A 21556-nucleotide genomic window follows, 5' to 3' on the forward strand; every position below is an offset into this window, starting at 1 on the left:
ATGGCGGCTGAGAGAACCGCTATCATAATCAATGAAATAAAATACTGGAAAGAACACAGGATGCTTCCTGAAGCCTATTGTGATTATCTTTTGGCTCTATATACGAATGGGGAAGATATTAATGAATCCGTTCCTGTAAAGTCCAGTAATCAATGGACACAGGCAGTTGGAATCCATTTTATTTTAACGGTAACCATGATACCGTTTTCATTCCTCGTAGTATATTTTACTGAATTTAATTCACTTTTGCAACTTGGTATTTTATCATTTTTTTGGATTTATTCGGTGTGGGTCTTTTTATACTGTCGTAAAAGGGAAATTCACTTTCATCATTTTCCATTATACATTTCTTTACTGCTCCTGTTATTGCTTACTACTACAGGCAGTATTGTTTTAACAGCCAGCACCATTATTCAATCTGGGACGATACTATCGAATTTTATATTATGGCTGTTCATCAGCATAGACAAAAAGCATGGAATTCTGAAGACAGTAAGTATATTATGCATCCTATTTACTTCATTTTATATTATTTTAAAATATTTAACATCTTAATCCTTTAAAATTAATCAAATTTCGAGTAAACTATATATAGTCTTTTATAGATTTATTATGGGGATTACATAAGGAGGAAACAAAATGAGAAAAAACGCAGTTGTACCATATGCAATTATTGCGGTTTTAGGGGTACTTACAGTAGTAATCATTTCATTCGTTGGAATCAATCAGCGTGCAGACATTCAGCAGGCTCAAGATGGCGGCGGAGAACAAACTGAACAAACACAAGAAGGTGAAACAGCTGGTGGAGATGCAGATGCTGTTTATCAGGCTAACTGTGCCGCTTGTCATGGTGCTGATTTATCTGGAGGAGCAGGTCCAGAATTGACTCAGGTTGGTTCCCAGTATTCTGCAGATGAGATTGCTGACATTGTTCAAAATGGAATTGGTGCTATGCCTGCACAAAGCCAAGTTGCTGGAGAAGAACTATCAGCTCTTTCAGAGTGGCTTAGTGAACAACAATAATCTTAATATGTATAATGTGAAATAAAGACAAGCTTTCTGCGAAAACAGAGAGCTTTTCTTTTTTAGCGCTTAAGACTTTTGCTATTAAAGGATTAGGCATTTCCGTTTTCAAAAAGGAGATCATGATGATTAACAAACCAAAACTCTCAAATCGATTATTAAAAGTGTCTACCTATATTTCCGAAGGAGCATATTTTGCAGATATTGGCTCCGATCATGCCTATTTGCCCTGTTATGTCTGCCTCAAAGATCCTACTGCGAAAGCAATAGCTGGAGAAGTTAAAGAGGGACCTTTTAACAGTGCAAAAACATCGGTTAGCAACTATGAACTCCATGATCGAGTAGAAGTAAGGCTTGGTAATGGATTGAAAATACTCAAGGATAAAGAAGTTGATCATGTAGTTATTGCCGGAATGGGTGGTTCTTTAATTAAAACCATTTTAGAAGAAGGTAAAACAAAATTGTCTGCGGTGCAGCGAATTATTGCACAGCCTAATGTAGATGCTAGAAATATTAGAAGATGGTTTCTCGAGAACGATTATACATTAACGAATGAAGCTATTCTAGAAGAAAACGGTCATATTTATGAAGTTCTTGTTGCAGATAAAGAAGAACCTAATACCCTTTATTCAGAAGATGCACTTGATAAAGAATTACTATTCGGTCCATTATTATTACAAAATAAGTCTGCTGTTTTTCTCGAAAAGTGGAAACTGGAGCATGAAAAACGAACCAAGGTAATTACTCACATGAAGAACGCAAATTTACCGGAACAAGAAAAAATAAATAGCTTTGAAAAGGAACTGAATTGGATAGAGGAGGTATTGAAGGATGAACACGAAGGTCCTGAATAACTCGGATATTTTTACAGCTATGGAAAATTGGGCTCCTAAACGTTTAGCCTATGATTGGGATAACGTGGGATTACAGATTGGGTCATATCAAACGCCTGTCAAAAAAATACTCGTCACGTTGGATGTAACGGAATCGGTTGTAGATGAAGCAATTGATAAAGGAGCAGGTCTTATCATTGCGCACCATCCATTATTGTTTAAACCGATGAAACAGGTTAATATAGATACTGCTCATGGGAAAATTATTCAAAAATTGATACGCAACGGGATTACAGTCTATGCTTCCCACACAAATCTGGATGCTGCAGATGGGGGTGTGAACGATATACTGAGTGATTTGTTGGGTATAGAATCAAGAGAAGTCCTAGTTGAAACCACGAATGAAAAACGATATAAACTAGCTGTCTATGTGCCCCAGACCCATGTAGAAGAAGTAAGAGAAGCACTCAGTAAAAGTGGTGCAGGTCATATTGGGAATTACAGTCATTGTACATTTCAGTCTAAGGGACAAGGCACTTTCAAACCTCTGGAGGGGGCTAACCCATATATCGGATCGGAAAACGAACTTGAATATGTAAATGAGATTAAAATGGAAACCATCGTTCAGCAGTCCAATCTTCAGAACACTATCCATCATATGATAGATGCCCATCCTTATGAAGAAGTAGCCTACGATATATATCCCGTTATTAGTGAGGGGAAAAGCTATGGTATCGGGAGAATAGGAACATTAAAAGCGCCTATGGAACTTAGAGAATTATGCGGCCATGTGAAAAAGGTTTTGGATGTTCCCGCACTTCGGCTTACAGGTAACCTTGATAGAAAGGTAAGTAAAATTGCTGTACTTGGAGGTAGTGGGGAAAAATACATCCAAATTGCAAAGCAAAAGGGTGCAGATGTCTATATAACAGGGGACATGTCATTCCATATTGCACAGGAAGCCGAACAAATGGGCCTATCCGTAATAGATCCAGGTCACTATGTTGAGAAAGTGATGAAAAAAGCCACAAAGGAATATTTAAATCGACAGTTTAAACAGGAAAAAATGGAAATAATCATTTCTGAAACGAACACGGAACCATTCAAATTTATGTAAATGAAAAAGGAGTATTGCTTATATGAGAAATAATAATTTCGACCATTTCGCATTTCATCCACTATTGCAGGATATTGTTGGAAGACTTGGTTTTAAAAAGCCAACAGAAATACAGGAAAAAGTGATTCCATCCATACTTAAGGGACAAAGTGTCATTGGACAATCAAGAACAGGGTCAGGTAAAACCCATGCCTACCTACTTCCATTATTTAACAAAATTGACAGTACAAAGCAGGAGGTCCAATTTGTAATCACTGCTCCAACAAGGGAATTGGCAACACAGATACATGATGAAGTACGAAAAATGATTCATTATGCTGAAAAAGATGGAAAATGGATTGCGAAATTGCTTGTTGGTGGTACAGATAAACAGAAAATGATAGATAAGTTAAAAACACCTCCTCACATCATTGTCGGAACACCTGGAAGAATTCTGGACCTTGTTAAAGAGGACGCCTTATCTATTTTTTCAGCCAATGCATTTGTCATAGATGAAGCAGATTTAATGCTTGATCTCGGCTTTATTAATGAGGTGGACCAACTGCTCGTAAGGTCTAAAAAAGATATTCAACTAATGGTATTCTCAGCCACCATTCCACAAAGGCTAGAGCATTTTTTCAAGAAGTATTTGGAAAATCCTATCTATGTAAAGATAGAAGAGCATTTTTCCCCTGAAACGATGGAACATCGACTAATCGCCCGCAAACACCGAAATGATGCGGATATTATCTTTGATATATCCAAAGTGATTCAACCATATATTGCCATCATTTTTACAAATGGTAAAAAATTGGCAAATGAATTAGCTGAATCTCTACAAGAAAGGGGTTTGGATGTTGGATTGATACATGGAGGTCTCACGCCCAGAGAGCGTAAGCGGGTACTTAAAGAAATTCTAAACCTTCGTTATCAATATGTGGTAGCTACTGACCTGGCGGCAAGAGGAATTGATATTAAAGGGGTCAGCCATGTAATCAATGCCCAAATACCAAAAGAAGAAGAATTTTATATTCACCGTGTTGGCAGAACGGCAAGAGCAGGGATGGAAGGTACTGCCATCAGTTTATATGATGAAGACGATCTTCAATTAGTTAGTAAACTCGAGAAAAAGGGATTGTCCTTCACATATGTAGAAATTAAAAATGGTGAATGGCAAGAAGCTAAGCCTTGGAACGAACGTCATTTGCGCACCAAAACAACGACAGATAATGAAAGAGAAGCTTGGAAACATGTTCCTAGAGCAAAAAAAGTCAAACCTGGATACAAAAAGAAAATGAAAAGACAGCAGGAATCGATTAAACGAAAACTCAACAAGAAATCAAAATTCAGCAAATAGAGATAAGATAAAGTAATGTATTGCTATAGGAGAGGTGTAGAGATTGTTGAAACTAGGATCACATGTATCAATGAATGGAAAGAAAATGCTGCTTGGTTCCAGTGAGGAAGCTTTGTCATATGGGGCCAATACGTTTATGATTTATACCGGTGCGCCACAAAACACGAGAAGAAAACCAATAGAAGAACTGAATATAATAGCTGGTCGTGAACATATGGAACTGAATGGTATTTCAGATATAATCGTTCATGCCCCCTATATTATTAATATTGGAAATTCAGTTAAACCGGAAACATTTGAATTAGGTGTGAATTTTTTACGAAATGAAATTGATCGTACGCAAGCAATAGGCGCGAGGCAGATTGTTCTTCACCCAGGATCACATGTTGGGGAAGGTGCAGAGGCAGGAATCAGAAAAATTATTGAAGGTTTAAATGAAGTGCTCGAGAAAGACAGCGACGTACAGATAGCTCTTGAAACAATGGCTGGTAAAGGATCGGAAGTCGGACGAAATTTTGAGGAATTAGCGAAAATTATTGATGGGGTTACACACAATGAAAATCTGTCTGTATGTATGGATACATGTCATATCCATGATGCAGGTTATGATATCGTTAACGATTTTGATGGCGTATTAAATGAATTTGATAAGCTTATTGGTGTGGATAGGATTAAAGTAATTCATGTCAATGACAGTAAAAATGAACGCGGAGCTCATAAAGATCGCCATGAGAACATTGGATTCGGCCATATTGGATTCAAAGCTCTACATTATGTTGTTCATCATCCGCAATTGCAGAATTCACCTAAAATATTGGAAACACCATACGTAGGAACGGATAAAAAAAACAAGAAGGCACCATATAAATTCGAAATCGATATGGTTAAAAATGGAACTTTTATCGAGAACCTGCAAGAACAGATTATCCAATCATAATCTAAATGGGAATAACAAACAATGTTATTCCCATTTTTAATGGAATAAATAACCCAATCCATAAGAATTTATGATTTCATCAAATAATTTTTGGGTTTGCAGCGCAGTTTCCTTATCCGTAATGGCTGCAAGTTGTTTCAACATTTCGTGCCGTGTATTTGCATCAAATGGGTCTGGAGAATTTACCCGAAGATAGTCCGTTATTTCCCGTGCCTGCTTTTCTGTAATTTGAAATCCATATTGCCTGCTGTACTGCAGCAATTCACTTGGCCTTAGGTTTTTAAGTTTATTTTTTACCATTTCTTTAATAAAGATAGACATCACTGATTCCCCTTTGTAAGTTACGTTTTATTATATGCAGCCTTATAAAAATAGTGTCGTGTTACTTCTGCATTCCAGAATATAACATCAGTAATCCACGAATCTTTCCATAAACTATAAACGCACCTCAATAATGAATAAGGAGGTCTTGAATATGGATGAATTCAGAAGAGAAAAAAATACGAATGCACAGGTTCCCCCACATCAGCATGGAGACCGTGCAACACATCAGGATTATATTGGTATAGAACCAGACAGCGCAAGAGATGAAGAATATGCGCAAGAGATGACTGCAGACGACTATGAGCCTAGAAAGCGTGAAAGAGACAATGGTGAGGTAACAACAATGTATGGCTGGATAGCCATTGCTGTTTCTGTTATATCTTTCTTCATGTGGCCAATCGTTCTTGGAGCAGCAGGAATAATTTTGGGATTTGTTTCCAGAAGCCGTGGAGCCGATATGTTGGGTAACATTGCAATAGCAGCTGGTGCAATTTCAATATTGATTTCACTCTTTATATTCCCATTTGTATAGGTTCCAAATTAGAGGCTGAATTTATTCAGCCTCTTTTTATGCTATTAATCAGAATGATAAACAGGAAAATAATAAAACGTATATGGTTTCAATTCGTATGGATCAGTTGTAGGATTAAGTTGTGCAAAATGATCTAAAATTTTTTGCAGATCCATCTCATACAGATCTTCAGAATTTATTGATTCAGTAATGGACAGAACAGTATCGCCAGGAAGAATCTTTATATGTGCGATTGTGTATGCATCACTATGGTTTACAATTACCTCATTTGTCTTTTGTGGGTTAGAAGAAGTACGACTGAGGATAATATCTTGATAAAAAGTGAATAAGAGCAATATAATGAATATATAAAGTGATAGTTTTTTTATTGTATACATATGTTTTCTCCTTTTGGATGAAACCATTTACATGACGTGAACGTATTACTAAATAGTGAAGGAGGAAAATGGATGGATATCTTTGAATTACAATGGATTGGTTTTGTTATTACCTTTCTTGGTACATTATTTTTAATCGGCGAAGTTCTTGTTAATATGAGGGGATTTTTTGGTTTGCTTGGTATTGGATTTATAACTGTATATTTTGCAGCCTATGTTCAAACAGGTTCTTTCTTACTTATGCTTATTATATATTTTGTGGGATTATTACTTATTATAATCGATGGGAAGGTTACGAATGATGGTACCCTCGCAACCCTGGGTCTTGCAGCAATGCTCGCAGCGGTAGCTCTGGCGGCTCCTGACTTCACTTCAGGGTTATATTCAGTATTAGGGGTTCTAGTTGGTACCGGTGCTTCGTTTTTCTTTCTTAAAGTGTTTAAGAAACGAGATATATGGACGAAAATTACTCTAAAAGATCAATTGACAACAGAGGCAGGCTATAATTCCATTAATAAAAATTATGAGAAATTAGTGGGGCAGGAAGGCATTACCCTAAATGATCTTCGGCCTGTAGGAACTGTTAAAATAAACAACAAGGATTATAGTGCCATATCAGATGGCCAATGGGTAGGGAAAGGGAGTAAAGTTAAGGTCGTCCAGGTGGACGGAACAAAAATATTGGTTGAAAAGATTTAATATATTATATAGAAAAAGGCAATTCACAGAAAGTGTGAATTGTTTTTTTATTTGCCCGAATAGTGATAATTTGAATGAAATATAACGTAGATGGGTAGTTAATAAATAGGGATTAAAATGCTTTGTAAATTTAATGTAAATTTTCGCGTAAATCCTTTACAAGTGGTTAACAAATCATTAATAATGGGTAGGGTGTGAAAACGACACGATTCAACATAACTGAAGGGCGGATTTATAATGGAACTCGATATCCAACAATTGATTTTTGAATTTATTGGCGGTTTAGGTATTTTCCTGATTGGTATTAAATTTATGGGAGATGGACTGCAGAAAATAGCAGGTGACCGATTAAGAGATATTTTGAATAAATTTACGAGTAACCCTTTTATGGGTGTCCTCGCAGGTATTGTCGTAACAATCTTACTTCAGACCAGTACAGGTACAACCGTTTTAACGATTGGGCTGGTTAATGCAGGATTTATGACATTCAGACAAGCAATTGGTGTTATTATGGGGGCAAATATAGGTACTACGGTAACTGCATTTATCATTGGTATTGATATTGGTGCCTATGCACTTCCAATCATTGCTGTTGGTAGCTTCCTTATTTTCTTCTTTAAACATCCAAAAGTAGGAAATATTGGACAGACAGTATTTGGTTTTGGGGCGCTGTTCCTTGGATTGGAATTGATGAGCAGTGGTATGTATCCATTACGAAGTCTGGAAGCCTTTCACGAATTAACTGTAAGCATGAGTGCAAATCCAATATTGGGTGTCGTAATCGGTACTGTATTTACACTGATCGTTCAAAGTTCCAGTGCGACAATAGGAGTTCTTCAATCTTTATATGGTCAAGGTGCAATTGCTTTAGATGCAGCCCTTCCGGTATTATTTGGTGATAATATTGGTACGACCATCACGGCAGTGCTTGCATCATTAGGCGCTTCTGTAGCAGCAAAAAGAGCGGCCGCAACACATGTTGTTTTCAATGTGGTTGGAACGACAATCGTCCTATTATTCTTGGGGATATTTACACAATGGGTTGCTTTTCTACAAACTCAATTCGCTTTGAATGAAGAAATGACAATCGCCTTTGCACATGGTTCCTTTAATATCATGAACACAATCATACAGTTTCCATTTATAGGGGCACTTGCGTGGTTCGTCACAAAACTGATTCCTGGCGAAGATACAATTATTGAATATAAACCGAAGCATTTAGACCCGATATTCATTCAACAATCATCTGCATTGGCATTGGATCAAGCAAAAGCAGAAATAATTCGCATGGGTGAATATGCACATAAAGGATTAGAAGCTTCTCATTTGTATGTGACGACAAAAAGTCCAAAGCACTCTGAAATGGCTCTCCAAATTGAAGGAGCAATAAATAATCTTGACCGTAAGATTACAGACTATCTTATAGACATTTCATCCGGCTCCCTGTCTGAAGCTGAAAGTGCTAAACACACATCCTTAATGGATTCCGTGCGTGATATTGAACGCATTGGAGATCATTTCGAAAATATCATTGAATTAACCGACTATAAAATCTCAAATAAAGTCGTGTTAACTGAAGGTGCAATGGAAGATCTCAACAATATGTTCGATTTGACACTTTTAACGGTAAAACAAGCCGTAGAATCGCTTGATAAAATGGAACGTGAAGCGGCATTAGAGGTAGTACAAAAAGAGGACCAAATCGATAAAATGGAGCGTCAATTCCGCAAGAAACATATCATTCGAATGAATGAAGGACTTTGCAGCGGTTCTGCCGGTATCGTTTTTGTCGATATTATCAGTAATCTCGAACGTATTGGAGATCATGCAGTTAACATTGCAGAGTCCGTACTCGGGGAATAATCAGTGAACAAAAGCGCGGGGGCCTGATTACCCAAACAAAGAGGAAGTTCGGCGTTGCCACAGGATGTGATAATGCCGAACTGACCACTTCCTGTAGGCTAGTTGCTCAGGGTGGGAGTCCGCTTGCGCTTACGTTCTTTTCATTGAAGGTTGGACGGTTTTTTTACAATTATCTACAACTTTTTTAATTTATATCTTGAAATAAGAAATGGAGCATGCTATTATAAATATTGCGGTCTCCAAAAAACATTACATAAAAAGTTTTGCGAATGTGCAAAAAAAATGATTGACAGATTAACTTGAACATGATAAATTAAATAACGTTGTTATCAAATAAAATTCTGATTTATTCGTCCATAACGATGTTTATCATATCATTATTCCACAGTAGCTCAGTGGTAGAGCAATCGGCTGTTAACCGATCGGTCGTAGGTTCGAATCCTACCTGTGGAGCCATGGCGGTGTAGCTCAGCTGGCGAGAGCGTACGGTTCATACCCGTGAGGTCGGGGGTTCGATCCCCTCCGCCGCTACCAATTTAAATAATAATATGGCGATCGTGGTGAAGTGGTTAACACACCGGATTGTGGTTCCGGCATGCGTGGGTTCGATCCCCACCGGTCGCCCCATTTATTTAAAATGAAAAGGACCCTTAGCTCAGTTGGTTAGAGCTATCGGCTCATAACCGATCGGTCGCAGGTTCGAGTCCTGCAGGGTCCACCATAAAAACTCGGAGGTATACCCAAGTCCGGCTGAAGGGATCGGTCTTGAAAACCGACAGGCGGGTCAAACCGCGCGGGGGTTCGAATCCCTCTACCTCCTCCATTTTCATTGTATGGTTACCTGAGATGAGATAACAAACTCAGATTTCCAAACTTCAGCATATGATTGAACTAAAAAACAAAACTTAATATGGCTTGGTAGCTCAGTCGGTAGAGCAGAGGACTGAAAATCCTTGTGTCGGCGGTTCGATTCCGTCCCGAGCCACTTAAAAAAACAAGCAGATACTGCTTGTTTTTTTAATACGATTTTTAAAACATTGGAAAATATAAGCATAAAATTTGCAAGTATTATGAAGCTTTGATAACCTTTGATATAGAGGGTTTACAATCCTTTATATCATTTTATTTGAGGAGGAACTTTAATTATGGCGAAATTTGAATTACCCGAATTACCTTATGCATATGATGCATTGGAACCAACAATCGACAAAGAAACGATGAACATCCACCATACGAAGCACCACAACACGTATGTTACCAAATTAAATGATGCATTGGAAGGACAGGCTGGGCTTCAGGAAAAATCTATAGAAGAACTGATCAGCAACTTGGATGCCGTTCCGGAAAGTGCCCGTACTGCCGTTCGTAACAATGGTGGGGGACATGCTAACCACAGTCTATTCTGGAAAGTTTTATCACCAAATGGTGGTGGAGAACCAACTGGGGAATTAGCTGATAAAATCAATGAGAAATTCGGAAGCCTAGACAAGTTCAAAGAAGAGTTTGCAGCGGCTGCTACTGGACGTTTTGGCTCAGGATGGGCATGGCTTGCACTTAACAATGGGGAGCTTGAAGTAACAAGTACTCCTAACCAGGATTCACCTTTAATGGATGGAAAAACGCCATTGTTAGGCCTTGATGTATGGGAGCATGCATATTACCTTAACTACCAAAATAAACGCCCGGATTATATCTCTGCATTTTGGAATGTTGTAAACTGGGAAGAAGTTGCTAAAAACTATACGGAAGCTAAATAAATAAAGATCTTTTAAACACACGGATAAATTCCGTGTGTTTTTTTGTATAGATAGGACTCCTTCGCTCACACTAATAGAGATGCAAAGGAGTAGTATATGATGCAAAAAATAGTGAACTTTTTTCGTAGTAAAATGGATAGTAATCGGGATTTGCTAATTTTACTTTTGATCGGTGGATTATATTCAGCGGGGATATTTCTGTCAAATACATTTGTTAATATTTATTTGTGGAAACAATCCGGTGATTATATCACCATCGCAATATATAATTTAGCCATTGCGATATTTCAGACGATTACCTTTATTCTTGCCGGTCGATTAGCTAAGAAAGTCGACAGGATTATCGTCTTGAGACTAGGAGTGTTTTTTCTATCACTATTCTTTTTAAGTGTACTTATTATTGGAGACAATGCAGCGACTTTTAATTTTATGCTTGGCAGTCTGCTCGGAATCGGTTATGGATTCTACTGGCTGGCATTTAATGTATTAACTTTTGAAATAACAGAACCGGAAACAAGGGACTTTTTTAATGGATTTCTCGGTATATTGCAATCTTTGGGTGGGATGACAGGACCTTTGTTGGCTGGTATTATTATTGCAAAAATGGCAGCAAATGTCGGTTACTCGGTTATTTTTGCGATATCATTCTTTTTATTTGCATGTGCAGTAGGGGCAAGTTTTCTGTTAAAACGACGAGGTGCTGAAGGATTATTTCACTTCAGAAGAATTCTGCAAGAAAGGCATCGTAACAGAAACTGGAAAAGAATTCTTCACGCACATGTGTTCCAGGGATTGCGGGAAGGAATATTCGCATTTGTAATTGCTATTTGGGTTTTTCTCGTAACAAAAAGTGAGCTTGCACTAGGAACATTCAATATGTTTCTTTCGGGACTATCCGTGATTTTCTATATGGTAGCTACAAAGTTCATTAAACCAAACATGAGAAAGAAGGCTATCCTGTTCGGTGCATTATTGTTGTATTTTTCCATTTTCATTATTCTTTTTGAAATTAATTACTTTTTATTGATGATCTATGCGGTTGTCATCGGAATAGCTTATCCTGTTATAAATGTACCTTATGTATCCCTTACATTCGATGTAATCGGAAAAGCATGGAAAGCTGGAGATATGCGCGTGGAATACATTGTAGTTAGAGAACTGTATCTGAATTGCGGAAGAATCCTATCCATCCTAATATTTCTTGCCGGAGTCTATTTTTTCGAAGCTGAGCGTATCATTCCAATTTTACTAGCTGTGATGGGTGCTGGACATATCTTTATTTATTTTTTTGTGCGAAATATATATTTAGGAAGTTCAAAAAAGAAAGAAGTTATGTTAAAAGAACAAATTACAGACGAAAAAAACCGATGAATATGGTAAAATCAATTATGTGGTTCACATAATAGTAATTTGCCATCGTATTGGGGGAGAATAGATGAAGAAAAAGAAGAAAAAGAAAGCCCAGCTTCCCTTTCGAATTAATATATTGTTCTTTGTTGTATTTTTATTGTTTTCCGTATTAATTCTTCAACTAGGTGTCGTTCAAATCCTTAATGGGGAAGATTTTCAGCAGGAGATTGAGAGAACAAATTTGGATACAACCAAAATCCCTGTACCACGGGGTAAAATATATGATCGGAATGGAAATCTGGTTGTAGATAATGAAGCGATGTATTCCATTACCTACACACCACCTAAAGGAGTACAGGCAGAAGATCGGCTTAAGGTAGCCGAAAAACTGGCGGAGTACATTTCCATGGATGATGAAGATACACTCAAACGAGTCACGGAAAGAAACAAAAAAGAGTATTGGTATTTAAAAAATAAAGATAGAGCGGACAGCAGGCTTTCTGAAGAACAAAAAGAAGGAATGAGCAATGCAGAAGTTTATAATGAGACGCTTGATTTGATCACAGAGGAAGAAATCAGTGATTTTAGCAAACAGGAAATGGAAGTAATTGCGATCAAACGGGAACTTGATAAAGCATACTCTCTAACGCCACAAATTGTTAAAAATGACAATGTCACTGCAAAAGAGTATGCAGTTGTAGCTGAGAACTTGAATGAATTACCAGGAATAAATGCAACGACAGACTGGGATCGGGATTACCCATATGGATCTACTCTATCGAGCCTGCTTGGATCAATCTCCACACAGGATCAAGGGATTCCTGCTGGAGAAGAAGATGCCTATTTAACAAAAGGCTACAGCAGAAATGACCGTGTCGGACGTAGTGGATTGGAGCTGCAATATGAAGACCTTCTTCGTGGCAGAAAAGAGCAGATTCAGTACACAACAACCAAAAGTGGTACGGTAGTTGGCACGGAAACCATTGTCCAAGGGGAAAGAGGAAAAGATCTTGTCCTGACAATCGATATGGACTATCAGGAAGAAGTGGATAAAATTGTCCAGGAGGAGCTGCAGTCCGCAATCAGTCAGCAGCCATATGAAAATCGTCATTTAAGTAATGCATATGCTGTTGTAATGAATCCACGCACAGGAGAACTTCTGGCTGTGTCCGGGATCCATTATGATCGTGACAAAAACGAATATAATGAAGCTGCTTTTATGACACTGTCAAATGCGCATGAAGCAGGATCCACTGTAAAAGGAGCAACCGTTCTTTCTGGTTATGAGTCAGGAGTTATAACACCTGGCCAGAGGTTTTTTGATAATCCGATTCGAATTCAAAGTACACCAGTAAAGAAGTCGTACTCAAATATGGGGTATGTGGATGATTTAACTGCTTTGAAAAGGTCATCCAATGTCTATATGTTTTACATCGCGCTGCGAATGGGTGGAGAAACCCGTCATCCATTTCCGGATGGAAATACAACGAGTTTCGATCCAAATGCCTTTCAAGATTTACGAAATTACTTTAACCAATTCGGTCTTGGGGTAAGCACCGGGATTGATTTTCCGTATGAATCAACAGGCTACAATGGAGGCATCACACGTGATGCCGGTAATCTAATGGACTTTGCAATTGGACAATTCGATACGTATACGACGATGCAGCTTGCACAATATATTGCAACAATTGCGAATGATGGTTACAGGGTCCGACCACATTTCCTGAAGGAGGTCCGTGAGCCAGAAGCTTCCATGGATGGAATCGGTCCATTACACAGGTCGATAAACACGGAAGTATTAAATCGGATTCAGATGAGCCAAAGTAATATTGAACGCGTGCAGGAAGGGTTCCGACAAGTATTTCAGGATACTGGGGGAACAGCTGCCAACTATTTCAGGTCTAAGGACTATAGGCCTGCTGGTAAAACCGGTACCGCAGAGACTGCCATTTATGAAAACGGTGAATTACTGGCTGATACTTACAGCCTCTCACTTGTCGGCTATGCGCCTTTTGATGAACCGGAAGTTGCTTTTGCAATCGTTATACCGCACGTAGGCACATCCAATAACTATTCCATTAATAACCGTATTGGCGAACGAATCCTTGATGCATATTTCGATATGAAGAAAGAAAGAGACCAGACAAGTGTAAATGAGGAAGAAGAAGAGGAAGAAGAAGAAGAAAGCAATGACGAAGAGAATGAAGCATAGGAATATAAGTTAATCTAAAAGACTACCAATCCATATAAAAAAGGTTGGTAGTCTTTTATTGAAAAATATAAATTACATAAAATTTACACATGCTTAATAAACATAAGATATAATTACATATACTGACTATTTGTTTTCAGAAATTCATATAAATGGGGGAAATATAAAATGGCAACTCGTAATCAATTTCAAAATGAACTTGATTTATTAAATGAGGATATCATTAAACTAGCCAACGCTGCAGGGCAAGCCCTGGATGAGGCCATTGATGCCTTATTTAATCAAGATGTAGATTTGGCTAGACAAGTTATTGAGAACGATAAGAAAATTGATCGAAAAGAACTGGAAATCAATGACAAAACAATTTTATTAATCGCCAAACAGCAGCCTGTTGCAACCGATTTAAGAAGGGTAATAACGGCGATAAAGATTCTTACGGATATTGAACGTATGGGTGACAATGCAAAAAACATTGCAAAATCAACCATTCATTTGGGGAAAAATCCTACTGCAATTCCAGCAGACCTTAAAAAAATGCATAAAATGACCAAGGATATGCTCTATTCAGCTACACAGGCGTTTAAATATGAGGATATATCAGTTGCAAGAAAACTTGCTGACATGGACGATGAGGTCGATGGATTGTACAAAACCATTGTCAGTGAACTGCTTGGAGAGACAGCAACACATCCAGATAAGATCCAATATGTCATGCAAATTGCATTTTGTGCGAGATATCTCGAACGTTTTGCAGATCATATAACAAATGTTGGGGAAAGCATTCTTTATTTGGTAAAGGGTGAAAACTTCAATTTAAATTAATCAAAAATGGCAGCAGGGAGCTATTCCTACTGCCATTTTTTTAATTTGATATTCTTTCCGCTAGTTGATAGAAACTCATATCACTGGTTAAATCAAAGGACCCGATTTGGACTTTAAGGCTGTACCCATGTTCATCCAGATAATTATTAAACTCGGATGCATTTTCGATAATATTGTTTTCAGAAAGAAGAGAGCTAATATCAGAAGAGGCCATACCCGGGTTAATTGTCAATGTGTAGCTGACAGGACTTTTTTCTGAGGCTTCTTCAGCAGGTTCATCCTTTTCTTCTGGCTTGTTCTCGGTTTCTTCCGGAGACGTTTTATTGTCTTGTTCTTCTACAGTTTTTACATCGGAATCTTCTTCTTCGGTTTTTTCACCAGAAACGTTATCATCTGGTTTATCTTCTTCCTGTATCGTAGCTTTATTAACACTTAGTGATATGTATTCTTCTTGCGAGAGGACAGTATAGCCCTTCTTTTCTATTAATGGAATCATTTGTTCCGGATCTATATCTTCAGCAGACTGAACCGGATTTCCAATTAAATAGAAAACAACTAGGATAATCACTGCACTTGTCAATAATCCGATTGAAAAAGAACGGATAGCATGTTTCATAATTAACTCCTTTTGTGGTTTTTAGTTAAATACGCTTTTCATTTTGTGGAAGGAGATCCTGTGAGATGTCTTCAGGCATAAGCTCTTCCTCCAAAATTTTAATTTTCTTCTTCATTTGGTAAGTATCCTGCATCGTTGTAATGGAAAATTGTTCAAGCTGATTTTCCAATTCTTCCATTCTATCATTCATAAAGTAGGATAAAACAAAAAGAACAACAGCAACAATAATGATGGTAATTATTGCGATTAACATGTATATTCCCTCCCTTAATGTACATTAATAGTTATAACATAGATTCGGGAGTGAGAAAACATTAACTTTTTATCAATAGATTCTTGAAATGTTATGCGAACTCTGCTATTATAATAAAAGTCTGTACGAAATCAGAATTTGATAATAAAGCTAGCTGTTAAAAGTTTGGAGGGAAAATACATGCGCGTAAATGTTACTTTAGCTTGTACCGAAACTGGAGATCGTAATTATATCACTACTAAAAATAAACGTACGAATCCTGAACGTATTGAGCTTAAAAAATATTCACCACGTTTAAAAAAACACACATTGCACCGTGAAACAAAATAAATGAATTTACATTTAAAAACTCTTATCATAAAAGGTAAGGGTTTTTATTTGCAGAATTTCCTATCTGTCATGGAAAGGATTGTTGATACCACTTTTTCTAATATGCAGGGGGCTGATTATCATGACCACTAAAAAAGAACTGCGGGAGAATGCTATCCAAGCACTGAAAGATTTACAGGAGAATGAGAAGCTCGAAATTGAAAACATGCTTACCAATAAGCTGTTATCATCTTCTCTCTGGAATATGTCCGACACTATTGGAATAACAATGTCACAGGGATTCGAATGGTCAACGAAACCGATAATTGAAGCTGCTTGGGATCAAAAAAAGAAAGTATGTATACCTAAATGTTACCCAAACGACAAGAAGCTTATCTTTTATGAACTAGAATCGTTTGAACAACTGGAAATAGTTTACTACAACCTGCTTGAACCAAAAACAGATGTCACGAAACAGATAGAGAAGAATTCAATTGATCTTCTGCTCGTTCCCGGACTGATTTTTGACCGGAATGGTTATCGAATTGGTTTCGGTGGTGGCTACTATGATCGATTTCTAACGGATTACATAAATGTAAGTGTATCTTTATGCAGTGCAAATCAATTAGTCGATTACATACCGGTCGAGCAATTTGACATCCCTGTTAACTATCTGATTCTTGAGAATGCAATCATTTCGATTTAATGTAATGTATAATAACTGCCTTAAGGAAAATAACTAATAACACAACGAATTGAAGAGGGTGTTATGATGAGAACAGTTTTGGCAGTGCTTGTTATGTTTTCCGCAGTTTGGATGGTTTACAGACGGCGATATAAGTTGTTGAATACGATACTTGCGGTAGGAATGATTAGAAGGCTTGCGATATCGGCATCCATGAATATACCATCTTTCCGAGAAAAACTATTGCCGGAATTATTTAATACTAAATCGCATACTAATTAAAATAACATGAGGCGGCGGCTTAACTGCTGCTTCTTTTTTTATGTGCAATCGAAAGAGGTTCTGATATGATAAATAGGGGAAGGTGAATTTATGTATTTGGATGAACAATATAAACTATATCATGCTGCTCACAGTCTAGTAACCGACAATCATTTTGATGTTTTGCATATAGATGAAAATTCCAATGAAATATGGCTGGAAAAATATGAAAATAAAACATCTCAAGTCGTTCGGTTTGTCCAGAAAGGCTTCGATTGGAAAAATCATTTAAAAAGAGATATCGCACAAGTGTTCCAAAAATCAAAGTCGATGAAAAAATTAATACTCGGAAAACGAATAGAATTATACAATGTCTATGTTTCTTCACATGCACCAGTAGACGACTGGGAAATATTAAAAAAGCCAATGCAACTGAAAGAGAAAAATCCTTTAAAAATGAAAATATATTATTTGGATGAAGCGGATTCACATAATGAATTGAGAAGGCTTGAGCAGGATTTGAACCTTTCACTGAACCCTAACCCTCTTTATAGTGAGGATGTAAAAGAGACAAAAGTAAGGAACTATAAAGCCTCTTTGTTACAGGAAATGCAAAATAAGAGACAAGAAGTACAAAATGTCTTTTCATTTGGGAAGCCTTATTTCACATATCTATTAATTGCCATAAATGTTCTGTTATTTATCATGCTTGAAATGAACGGGGGAAGTTCATCGATAGAAACATTGATTGATATGGGGGCTAAATATAATCCTGATATCATGAACGGTGAATGGTGGAGGATTATTAGCTCGATGTTTCTCCATATTGGATTCCTGCATTTATTCATGAATATGCTCGCAATTTATTATTTAGGTACTGCCGTGGAACGGATTTATGGAAGAGGGCGATTTCTCGTTATTTATTTCTTAGCTGGGATTGGGGGAGGTCTGGCAAGTTTCGCTTTTACTACCAGCGTCTCAGCCGGGGCATCTGGTGCCGTATTCGGATTGTTTGGTGCATTGCTTTTCTTCGGGCTAGTTTATAAGCGTATTTTTCTTCAATCCATGGGAAAAAGCATTTTAATTATTCTAGTTATCAATATTGCTTTGGGATTTTTGGTGCCTCAAATTGACATGGGAGCACATATGGGTGGACTTCTGGCTGGTTTTATAGGGTCGGCTATTGTTCATCTTCCGAATAAAGGAAGTACGAGGGTGCAGGTACCTGCCTTTCTCCTATATGCGTTGCTTATTGGAAGTTTAGCAGTTTTTGGAATAAACAACAATCTGAGCAGCCAAACCTATCAATTAATGCAAATTGAGCAGCTTTTAATGGAGGATAGCTACGAGGAAGTCGTTAGCCTTGCTGGTGAGGCTTTGGAGCTGAACGGTGATATGGAAGGCGCACTATTGTTTCAGCGAGCTTATGCATATATAGAATTGAATGAAATTGACCTTGCCATTATGGACCTTGAGCGAAGTATCGAGTCTGAACCTGTTTTACCGGAAGCATATTACAATCTTGCTTTGTTATATTATAATAGGGGAGAAGTGGAAGAGGCTGCTGAAATGATAACAAGTGCTTATCATATGAAGCCCGATGATGAAGCATTTATAACTTTATATGAAGAAATTACAGGTGAAACACAATAAAAGCGCTGCTACCAGCGCTTTTTTCTAATATGCTAATTACAGGTCAACTGTCACTCTCTGTTCTTGGGATTCGTTGAATGAGCTGCTCTTTCTTTCCATTCAGTTCAAATAATACAATTAAGTGCCCTCCTTCTTTGTCTATCAAAATAAGCGGAATAAAGCTGTCCAAATTACTGTTTGGTGGATCCGATGCAGGAATAATGTAGTTTTTATACAGACCTTCCCACAGTCTGCCAATTACATGAGTTGTATGTTCCTGAGTCAGATTTGGAAGTGGTATATTGTTATATTTATATAAATCCACTAAAGGTACAGTCCTATAATTTTCAACTGAAATATTAAAGTAATGAAGCAATTCATGCCAATGAAAGAGAAGTTGCTGCCTAGATGTTCGATCAAGTAATTCTTTCCACTCGGATTCATACATATCACTGGGAACTTTAAAAGATGCTATTGGGGTAGTTGGTGAGTCAATGACATACAATTCATCGAATGACATCATTTGAATACTCCTAATGTCTTCTTCACTGTAATGATTTTCACCATGATGAAAGGAAATACTTTGGAAATGTCTGGAATCTTCGCTTCTGATTTTCTCATTAAACAGGATCCTATTCGTATTCTCAACCCATTTACTTCTTACTCCACGAAGTATTCCATTATCGAATAGAAGGGAAACATCCTGTCTAAGATACATGCTTTTATCGCTTAAAGATTCAACTTTCCAGTCGACTTCGTATTTATTGATCCCTTCCTCTGATAATAATGTCAAAGAAGTAGTTGCATATTCCATCGTACTTTCCGGATCAAGCGGGAAGAAACTAAAAGTTGGCGAAGAACGATTGAATAGAATCACCACTCCTATAAAGAATATAAATGCTATCAGCAATGATACGTGCCATTTTTTCATATATGTCATCCCTTTTTGGCAGGAAAGAATGTATAATCGTACCCCGCCTTCGTTCTTTAACTAACTTGTCTTATAAAATGTATGTGTCTATCCTTTTAAATATGTTAGGGCAGAGGTATAGAAAATCTACTCGGTAACAAACTATCTATATCCTTAGAAAATACCGGGTGAATACAGATGAATGATAACGAGCAGAAACTATTTAGTAGCTACCCAAAAAACGTCTCCTATATGAACGATCGTCTAGCAGTAGATAAAAGTTTCGACATTATCAAATTGGACTTGGAATATGCCGATACAAATATGGCCATGTTTATGATCGATGGTTTTGCAAAAGACGATATTATGCATTTGCTCATGAAATTTCTTGCAAACCTGAAACCTGAGCACCTTAAACCCGATCCACTAACAAAGCTGCTAAAGACCTATCTCCCTTATATAGAAATTGATGTGCAAGAAGATCTTAATAAGGCAGTGGATGCTGTGCTTGCTGGTACGACTGCACTTGTCGTAGATGGTATCGATAAAATCATTATGATTGATGCACGGACATATCCAGTTAGATCTTCAGAAGAACCGGATTTGGAACGCGTTGTAAGAGGTTCAAGAGATGGTTATGTTGAAACAATTGTTTTTAATACTGCATTAACGAGAAGAAGGGTTCGTGACAGATCATTACGAATGGAATACATGCAAATTGGACGAAGGTCGAAAACAGATATATGTATTTGCTACCTGGAAGATATTGCAGATGGAGAAAGGGTGGAAGAGCTTAAACATATTCTGGAAGCAATTGATACCGATGGATTGCCAATGGCAGAAAAAACAATTGAAGAATTTTTAAGCAGCAGGTATTGGAACCCATATCCTTCCATCCGTTATACGGAAAGGCCAGATACTGCAGCGGCACATTTATATGAAGGACATATCCTGGTAATTATCGATGGATCTCCTAGTGTTATGATAACTTCTTCCACTTTTTGGCACCATTTACAGCATGCAGAAGAATACAGGCAAAAGCCTATGGTTGGCGCATATTTGAGAATGGTGCGTTTTATAGCAGTACTATTTTCCATTTTTGTCCTGCCACTATACTATCTGCTATCGATTAACCCGGAGCTTTTGCCCAGAGGACTAGAGTTTATCGGTCCGAATGAAATGGGGACTATTCCATTGCTTGTCCAGTTTCTAATTGCGGAAATAGGCCTGGATATGCTCCGAATGGCGGCCATACACACACCTTCTTCATTGGCCACTGCCCTGGGATTAGTGGCCGCTATTATGATCGGACAAATATCGGTTGAAGTTGGATGGTTCTCCAATGAAGTAGTTCTGTATCTTGCCGTGGCAGCCATTGGTTCATATGCAACACCAAGCTATGAAATGAGTATGGCTAACCGTCTCGTCAGGATTTTCCTGCTGCTGACTACTGCTGCCTTTGGTGTAATTGGCTATGTTGTAGGAATTACAATCTGGATTATTTATCTTACAAAGATGAGAGCATTTCATATTCCTTATTTTTGGCCATTTATACCTTTTTCATATAAAGCTTTTCGCGACATACTCGTTCGCATACCGATACCATTAAAAAATCGAAGGCCAACATTTTTAAACCCACAGGACCCGGATCGTTAAGCAGATCCGGGTTTAATATTCCTAAAATCCTTTATTTTTGATATAATGG

The 21556-nt window shown here is 37.6% G+C and carries 23 protein-coding genes and 6 tRNA genes; 24 read left to right on the forward strand and 5 right to left on the reverse strand.

Translation table 11 applies throughout. From position 1 onward, the window contains the following. The 6 genes from MN204_RS10750 to MN204_RS10775 all read left to right on the forward strand — a co-directional run bounded on the left by MN204_RS10750 (position 1) and on the right by MN204_RS10775 (position 5246). Complete coding sequence (locus MN204_RS10750) at positions 1-555, forward strand: hypothetical protein (protein WP_249871075.1); 555 nt, start codon at positions 1-3, stop codon at positions 553-555. An 84-nt stretch (positions 556-639) separates the two neighbouring features. Next, entirely contained in the window at positions 640-1023 is a 384-nt protein-coding gene (gene cccA / locus MN204_RS10755; protein ID WP_249871076.1) for a cytochrome c550, read from the forward strand. A 125-nt stretch (positions 1024-1148) separates the two neighbouring features. Beyond that, positions 1149-1877: a tRNA (adenine(22)-N(1))-methyltransferase gene (locus tag MN204_RS10760; RefSeq protein ID WP_249871077.1), complete on the forward strand. Its 729-nt coding sequence runs from the start codon at positions 1149-1151 to the stop codon at positions 1875-1877. Then, positions 1855-2973 carry a Nif3-like dinuclear metal center hexameric protein gene (locus MN204_RS10765; RefSeq protein WP_249871078.1) on the forward strand — a complete coding sequence of 373 codons (1119 nt, stop codon included), beginning with the start codon at positions 1855-1857 and terminating at the stop codon, positions 2971-2973. The genes MN204_RS10760 and MN204_RS10765 overlap by 23 nt, the downstream gene beginning before the upstream one ends. Positions 2974-2995: 22 nt before the next feature. Beyond that, the gene (locus MN204_RS10770; protein WP_249871079.1) at positions 2996-4309 is read left to right on the forward strand and encodes a DEAD/DEAH box helicase; all 1314 of its coding nucleotides are present in this window, start codon (positions 2996-2998) and stop codon (positions 4307-4309) included. Between the two features lie 43 nt (positions 4310-4352). Further along, positions 4353-5246 (forward strand): deoxyribonuclease IV, encoded by an 894-nt coding sequence (locus MN204_RS10775; protein WP_249871080.1) that lies wholly within the window; start codon positions 4353-4355, stop codon positions 5244-5246. 36 nt (positions 5247-5282) lie between these two features. On the opposite strand, the gene MN204_RS10780 is transcribed toward MN204_RS10775, so the two are convergent. Further along, entirely contained in the window at positions 5283-5567 is a 285-nt protein-coding gene (locus MN204_RS10780) for a DUF2624 domain-containing protein (protein ID WP_249871081.1), read from the reverse strand. 154 nt (positions 5568-5721) lie between these two features. Between MN204_RS10780 and MN204_RS10785 the strand changes: the two genes are divergently transcribed. Further along, entirely contained in the window at positions 5722-6102 is a 381-nt protein-coding gene (locus tag MN204_RS10785; protein ID WP_249871082.1) for a hypothetical protein, read from the forward strand. Positions 6103-6146: 44 nt separating this feature from the next. Here MN204_RS10785 and yqfZ read toward each other — a convergent pair whose 3' ends face one another. Then, positions 6147-6479: a protein YqfZ gene (yqfZ, locus tag MN204_RS10790; protein ID WP_249871083.1), complete on the reverse strand. Its 333-nt coding sequence runs from the start codon at positions 6477-6479 to the stop codon at positions 6147-6149. A 72-nt stretch (positions 6480-6551) separates the two neighbouring features. On the opposite strand from yqfZ, the gene MN204_RS10795 reads away from it, so the two are divergent. The 12 genes from MN204_RS10795 to phoU all read left to right on the forward strand — a co-directional run bounded on the left by MN204_RS10795 (position 6552) and on the right by phoU (position 15185). After that, a complete protein-coding gene (locus MN204_RS10795; protein ID WP_249871084.1) occupies positions 6552-7178 on the forward strand; it encodes an NfeD family protein in 627 nt (208 codons plus the stop codon). 237 nt (positions 7179-7415) lie between these two features. Beyond that, entirely contained in the window at positions 7416-9041 is a 1626-nt protein-coding gene (locus tag MN204_RS10800) for a Na/Pi cotransporter family protein (protein WP_249871085.1), read from the forward strand. 381 nt (positions 9042-9422) lie between these two features. Beyond that, positions 9423-9497, forward strand: a tRNA-Asn gene (locus tag MN204_RS10805). Between the two features lies 1 nt (position 9498). After that, a tRNA-Met gene (locus MN204_RS10810) sits at positions 9499-9575 on the forward strand. A gap of 17 nt (positions 9576-9592) precedes the next feature. Next, positions 9593-9668, forward strand: a tRNA-His gene (locus tag MN204_RS10815). Between the two features lie 17 nt (positions 9669-9685). Beyond that, positions 9686-9762, forward strand: a tRNA-Ile gene (locus tag MN204_RS10820). A gap of 9 nt (positions 9763-9771) precedes the next feature. Then, positions 9772-9864 (forward strand) — tRNA-Ser (locus MN204_RS10825). Positions 9865-9953: 89 nt separating this feature from the next. Next, positions 9954-10026 (forward strand) — tRNA-Phe (locus MN204_RS10830). 160 nt (positions 10027-10186) lie between these two features. Then, a complete protein-coding gene (locus MN204_RS10835) occupies positions 10187-10798 on the forward strand; it encodes a superoxide dismutase (RefSeq protein WP_249871086.1) in 612 nt (203 codons plus the stop codon). A 99-nt stretch (positions 10799-10897) separates the two neighbouring features. Then, a complete protein-coding gene (locus tag MN204_RS10840) occupies positions 10898-12169 on the forward strand; it encodes an MFS transporter (RefSeq protein WP_249871087.1) in 1272 nt (423 codons plus the stop codon). Positions 12170-12233: 64 nt separating this feature from the next. Further along, complete coding sequence (locus tag MN204_RS10845; RefSeq protein ID WP_249871088.1) at positions 12234-14363, forward strand: peptidoglycan D,D-transpeptidase FtsI family protein; 2130 nt, start codon at positions 12234-12236, stop codon at positions 14361-14363. A 168-nt stretch (positions 14364-14531) separates the two neighbouring features. Further along, positions 14532-15185: a phosphate signaling complex protein PhoU gene (gene phoU, locus MN204_RS10850; RefSeq protein ID WP_249871089.1), complete on the forward strand. Its 654-nt coding sequence runs from the start codon at positions 14532-14534 to the stop codon at positions 15183-15185. A gap of 40 nt (positions 15186-15225) precedes the next feature. Here phoU and MN204_RS10855 read toward each other — a convergent pair whose 3' ends face one another. Beyond that, complete coding sequence (locus tag MN204_RS10855; protein ID WP_249871090.1) at positions 15226-15801, reverse strand: hypothetical protein; 576 nt, start codon at positions 15799-15801, stop codon at positions 15226-15228. 25 nt (positions 15802-15826) lie between these two features. Continuing rightward, a complete protein-coding gene (locus MN204_RS10860) occupies positions 15827-16054 on the reverse strand; it encodes a hypothetical protein (RefSeq protein WP_249871091.1) in 228 nt (75 codons plus the stop codon). Positions 16055-16234: 180 nt separating this feature from the next. On the opposite strand from MN204_RS10860, the gene rpmG reads away from it, so the two are divergent. From rpmG to MN204_RS10880, 4 genes are all read left to right on the forward strand, one after another. Next, positions 16235-16384: a 50S ribosomal protein L33 gene (gene rpmG / locus MN204_RS10865; RefSeq protein ID WP_067730425.1), complete on the forward strand. Its 150-nt coding sequence runs from the start codon at positions 16235-16237 to the stop codon at positions 16382-16384. 121 nt (positions 16385-16505) lie between these two features. Beyond that, complete coding sequence (locus MN204_RS10870) at positions 16506-17069, forward strand: 5-formyltetrahydrofolate cyclo-ligase (protein ID WP_249871092.1); 564 nt, start codon at positions 16506-16508, stop codon at positions 17067-17069. A gap of 66 nt (positions 17070-17135) precedes the next feature. Then, a complete protein-coding gene (gene yqgO, locus MN204_RS10875; RefSeq protein WP_249871093.1) occupies positions 17136-17330 on the forward strand; it encodes a protein YqgO in 195 nt (64 codons plus the stop codon). Positions 17331-17420: 90 nt separating this feature from the next. Then, a complete protein-coding gene (locus MN204_RS10880) occupies positions 17421-18962 on the forward strand; it encodes a rhomboid family intramembrane serine protease (RefSeq protein WP_249871094.1) in 1542 nt (513 codons plus the stop codon). A gap of 43 nt (positions 18963-19005) precedes the next feature. Here MN204_RS10880 and MN204_RS10885 read toward each other — a convergent pair whose 3' ends face one another. Further along, complete coding sequence (locus MN204_RS10885) at positions 19006-19872, reverse strand: hypothetical protein (protein WP_249871095.1); 867 nt, start codon at positions 19870-19872, stop codon at positions 19006-19008. Positions 19873-20049: 177 nt separating this feature from the next. Between MN204_RS10885 and MN204_RS10890 the strand changes: the two genes are divergently transcribed. Beyond that, positions 20050-21507 (forward strand): spore germination protein, encoded by a 1458-nt coding sequence (locus MN204_RS10890; RefSeq protein WP_249871096.1) that lies wholly within the window; start codon positions 20050-20052, stop codon positions 21505-21507. Positions 21508-21556 lie beyond the last annotated feature (49 nt).

This window comes from Oceanobacillus saliphilus (genome assembly GCF_023522835.1).
GTDB lineage: Bacteria > Bacillota > Bacilli > Bacillales > Amphibacillaceae > Oceanobacillus > Oceanobacillus saliphilus.

Excerpts from the sequence above, each read along its gene's own strand:
- MN204_RS10750 (WP_249871075.1), top strand. The coding sequence starts at position 1 with ATGGCGGCTGAGAGAACCGCTATCATAATCAATGAAATAAAATACTGG.
- cccA (WP_249871076.1), top strand. The coding sequence starts at position 640 with ATGAGAAAAAACGCAGTTGTACCATATGCAATTATTGCGGTTTTAGGG.
- MN204_RS10760 (WP_249871077.1), top strand. The coding sequence starts at position 1,149 with ATGATTAACAAACCAAAACTCTCAAATCGATTATTAAAAGTGTCTACC.
- MN204_RS10765 (WP_249871078.1), top strand. The coding sequence starts at position 1,855 with ATGAACACGAAGGTCCTGAATAACTCGGATATTTTTACAGCTATGGAA.
- MN204_RS10770 (WP_249871079.1), top strand. The coding sequence starts at position 2,996 with ATGAGAAATAATAATTTCGACCATTTCGCATTTCATCCACTATTGCAG.
- MN204_RS10780 (WP_249871081.1), bottom strand. The coding sequence starts at position 5,567 with ATGTCTATCTTTATTAAAGAAATGGTAAAAAATAAACTTAAAAACCTA.
- MN204_RS10785 (WP_249871082.1), top strand. The coding sequence starts at position 5,722 with ATGGATGAATTCAGAAGAGAAAAAAATACGAATGCACAGGTTCCCCCA.
- yqfZ (WP_249871083.1), bottom strand. The coding sequence starts at position 6,479 with ATGTATACAATAAAAAAACTATCACTTTATATATTCATTATATTGCTC.
- MN204_RS10795 (WP_249871084.1), top strand. The coding sequence starts at position 6,552 with ATGGATATCTTTGAATTACAATGGATTGGTTTTGTTATTACCTTTCTT.
- MN204_RS10800 (WP_249871085.1), top strand. The coding sequence starts at position 7,416 with ATGGAACTCGATATCCAACAATTGATTTTTGAATTTATTGGCGGTTTA.
- MN204_RS10835 (WP_249871086.1), top strand. The coding sequence starts at position 10,187 with ATGGCGAAATTTGAATTACCCGAATTACCTTATGCATATGATGCATTG.
- MN204_RS10840 (WP_249871087.1), top strand. The coding sequence starts at position 10,898 with ATGCAAAAAATAGTGAACTTTTTTCGTAGTAAAATGGATAGTAATCGG.
- MN204_RS10845 (WP_249871088.1), top strand. The coding sequence starts at position 12,234 with ATGAAGAAAAAGAAGAAAAAGAAAGCCCAGCTTCCCTTTCGAATTAAT.
- phoU (WP_249871089.1), top strand. The coding sequence starts at position 14,532 with ATGGCAACTCGTAATCAATTTCAAAATGAACTTGATTTATTAAATGAG.
- MN204_RS10855 (WP_249871090.1), bottom strand. The coding sequence starts at position 15,801 with ATGAAACATGCTATCCGTTCTTTTTCAATCGGATTATTGACAAGTGCA.
- MN204_RS10860 (WP_249871091.1), bottom strand. The coding sequence starts at position 16,054 with ATGTTAATCGCAATAATTACCATCATTATTGTTGCTGTTGTTCTTTTT.
- rpmG (WP_067730425.1), top strand. The coding sequence starts at position 16,235 with ATGCGCGTAAATGTTACTTTAGCTTGTACCGAAACTGGAGATCGTAAT.
- MN204_RS10870 (WP_249871092.1), top strand. The coding sequence starts at position 16,506 with ATGACCACTAAAAAAGAACTGCGGGAGAATGCTATCCAAGCACTGAAA.
- yqgO (WP_249871093.1), top strand. The coding sequence starts at position 17,136 with ATGAGAACAGTTTTGGCAGTGCTTGTTATGTTTTCCGCAGTTTGGATG.
- MN204_RS10880 (WP_249871094.1), top strand. The coding sequence starts at position 17,421 with ATGTATTTGGATGAACAATATAAACTATATCATGCTGCTCACAGTCTA.
- MN204_RS10885 (WP_249871095.1), bottom strand. The coding sequence starts at position 19,872 with ATGAAAAAATGGCACGTATCATTGCTGATAGCATTTATATTCTTTATA.
- MN204_RS10890 (WP_249871096.1), top strand. The coding sequence starts at position 20,050 with ATGAATGATAACGAGCAGAAACTATTTAGTAGCTACCCAAAAAACGTC.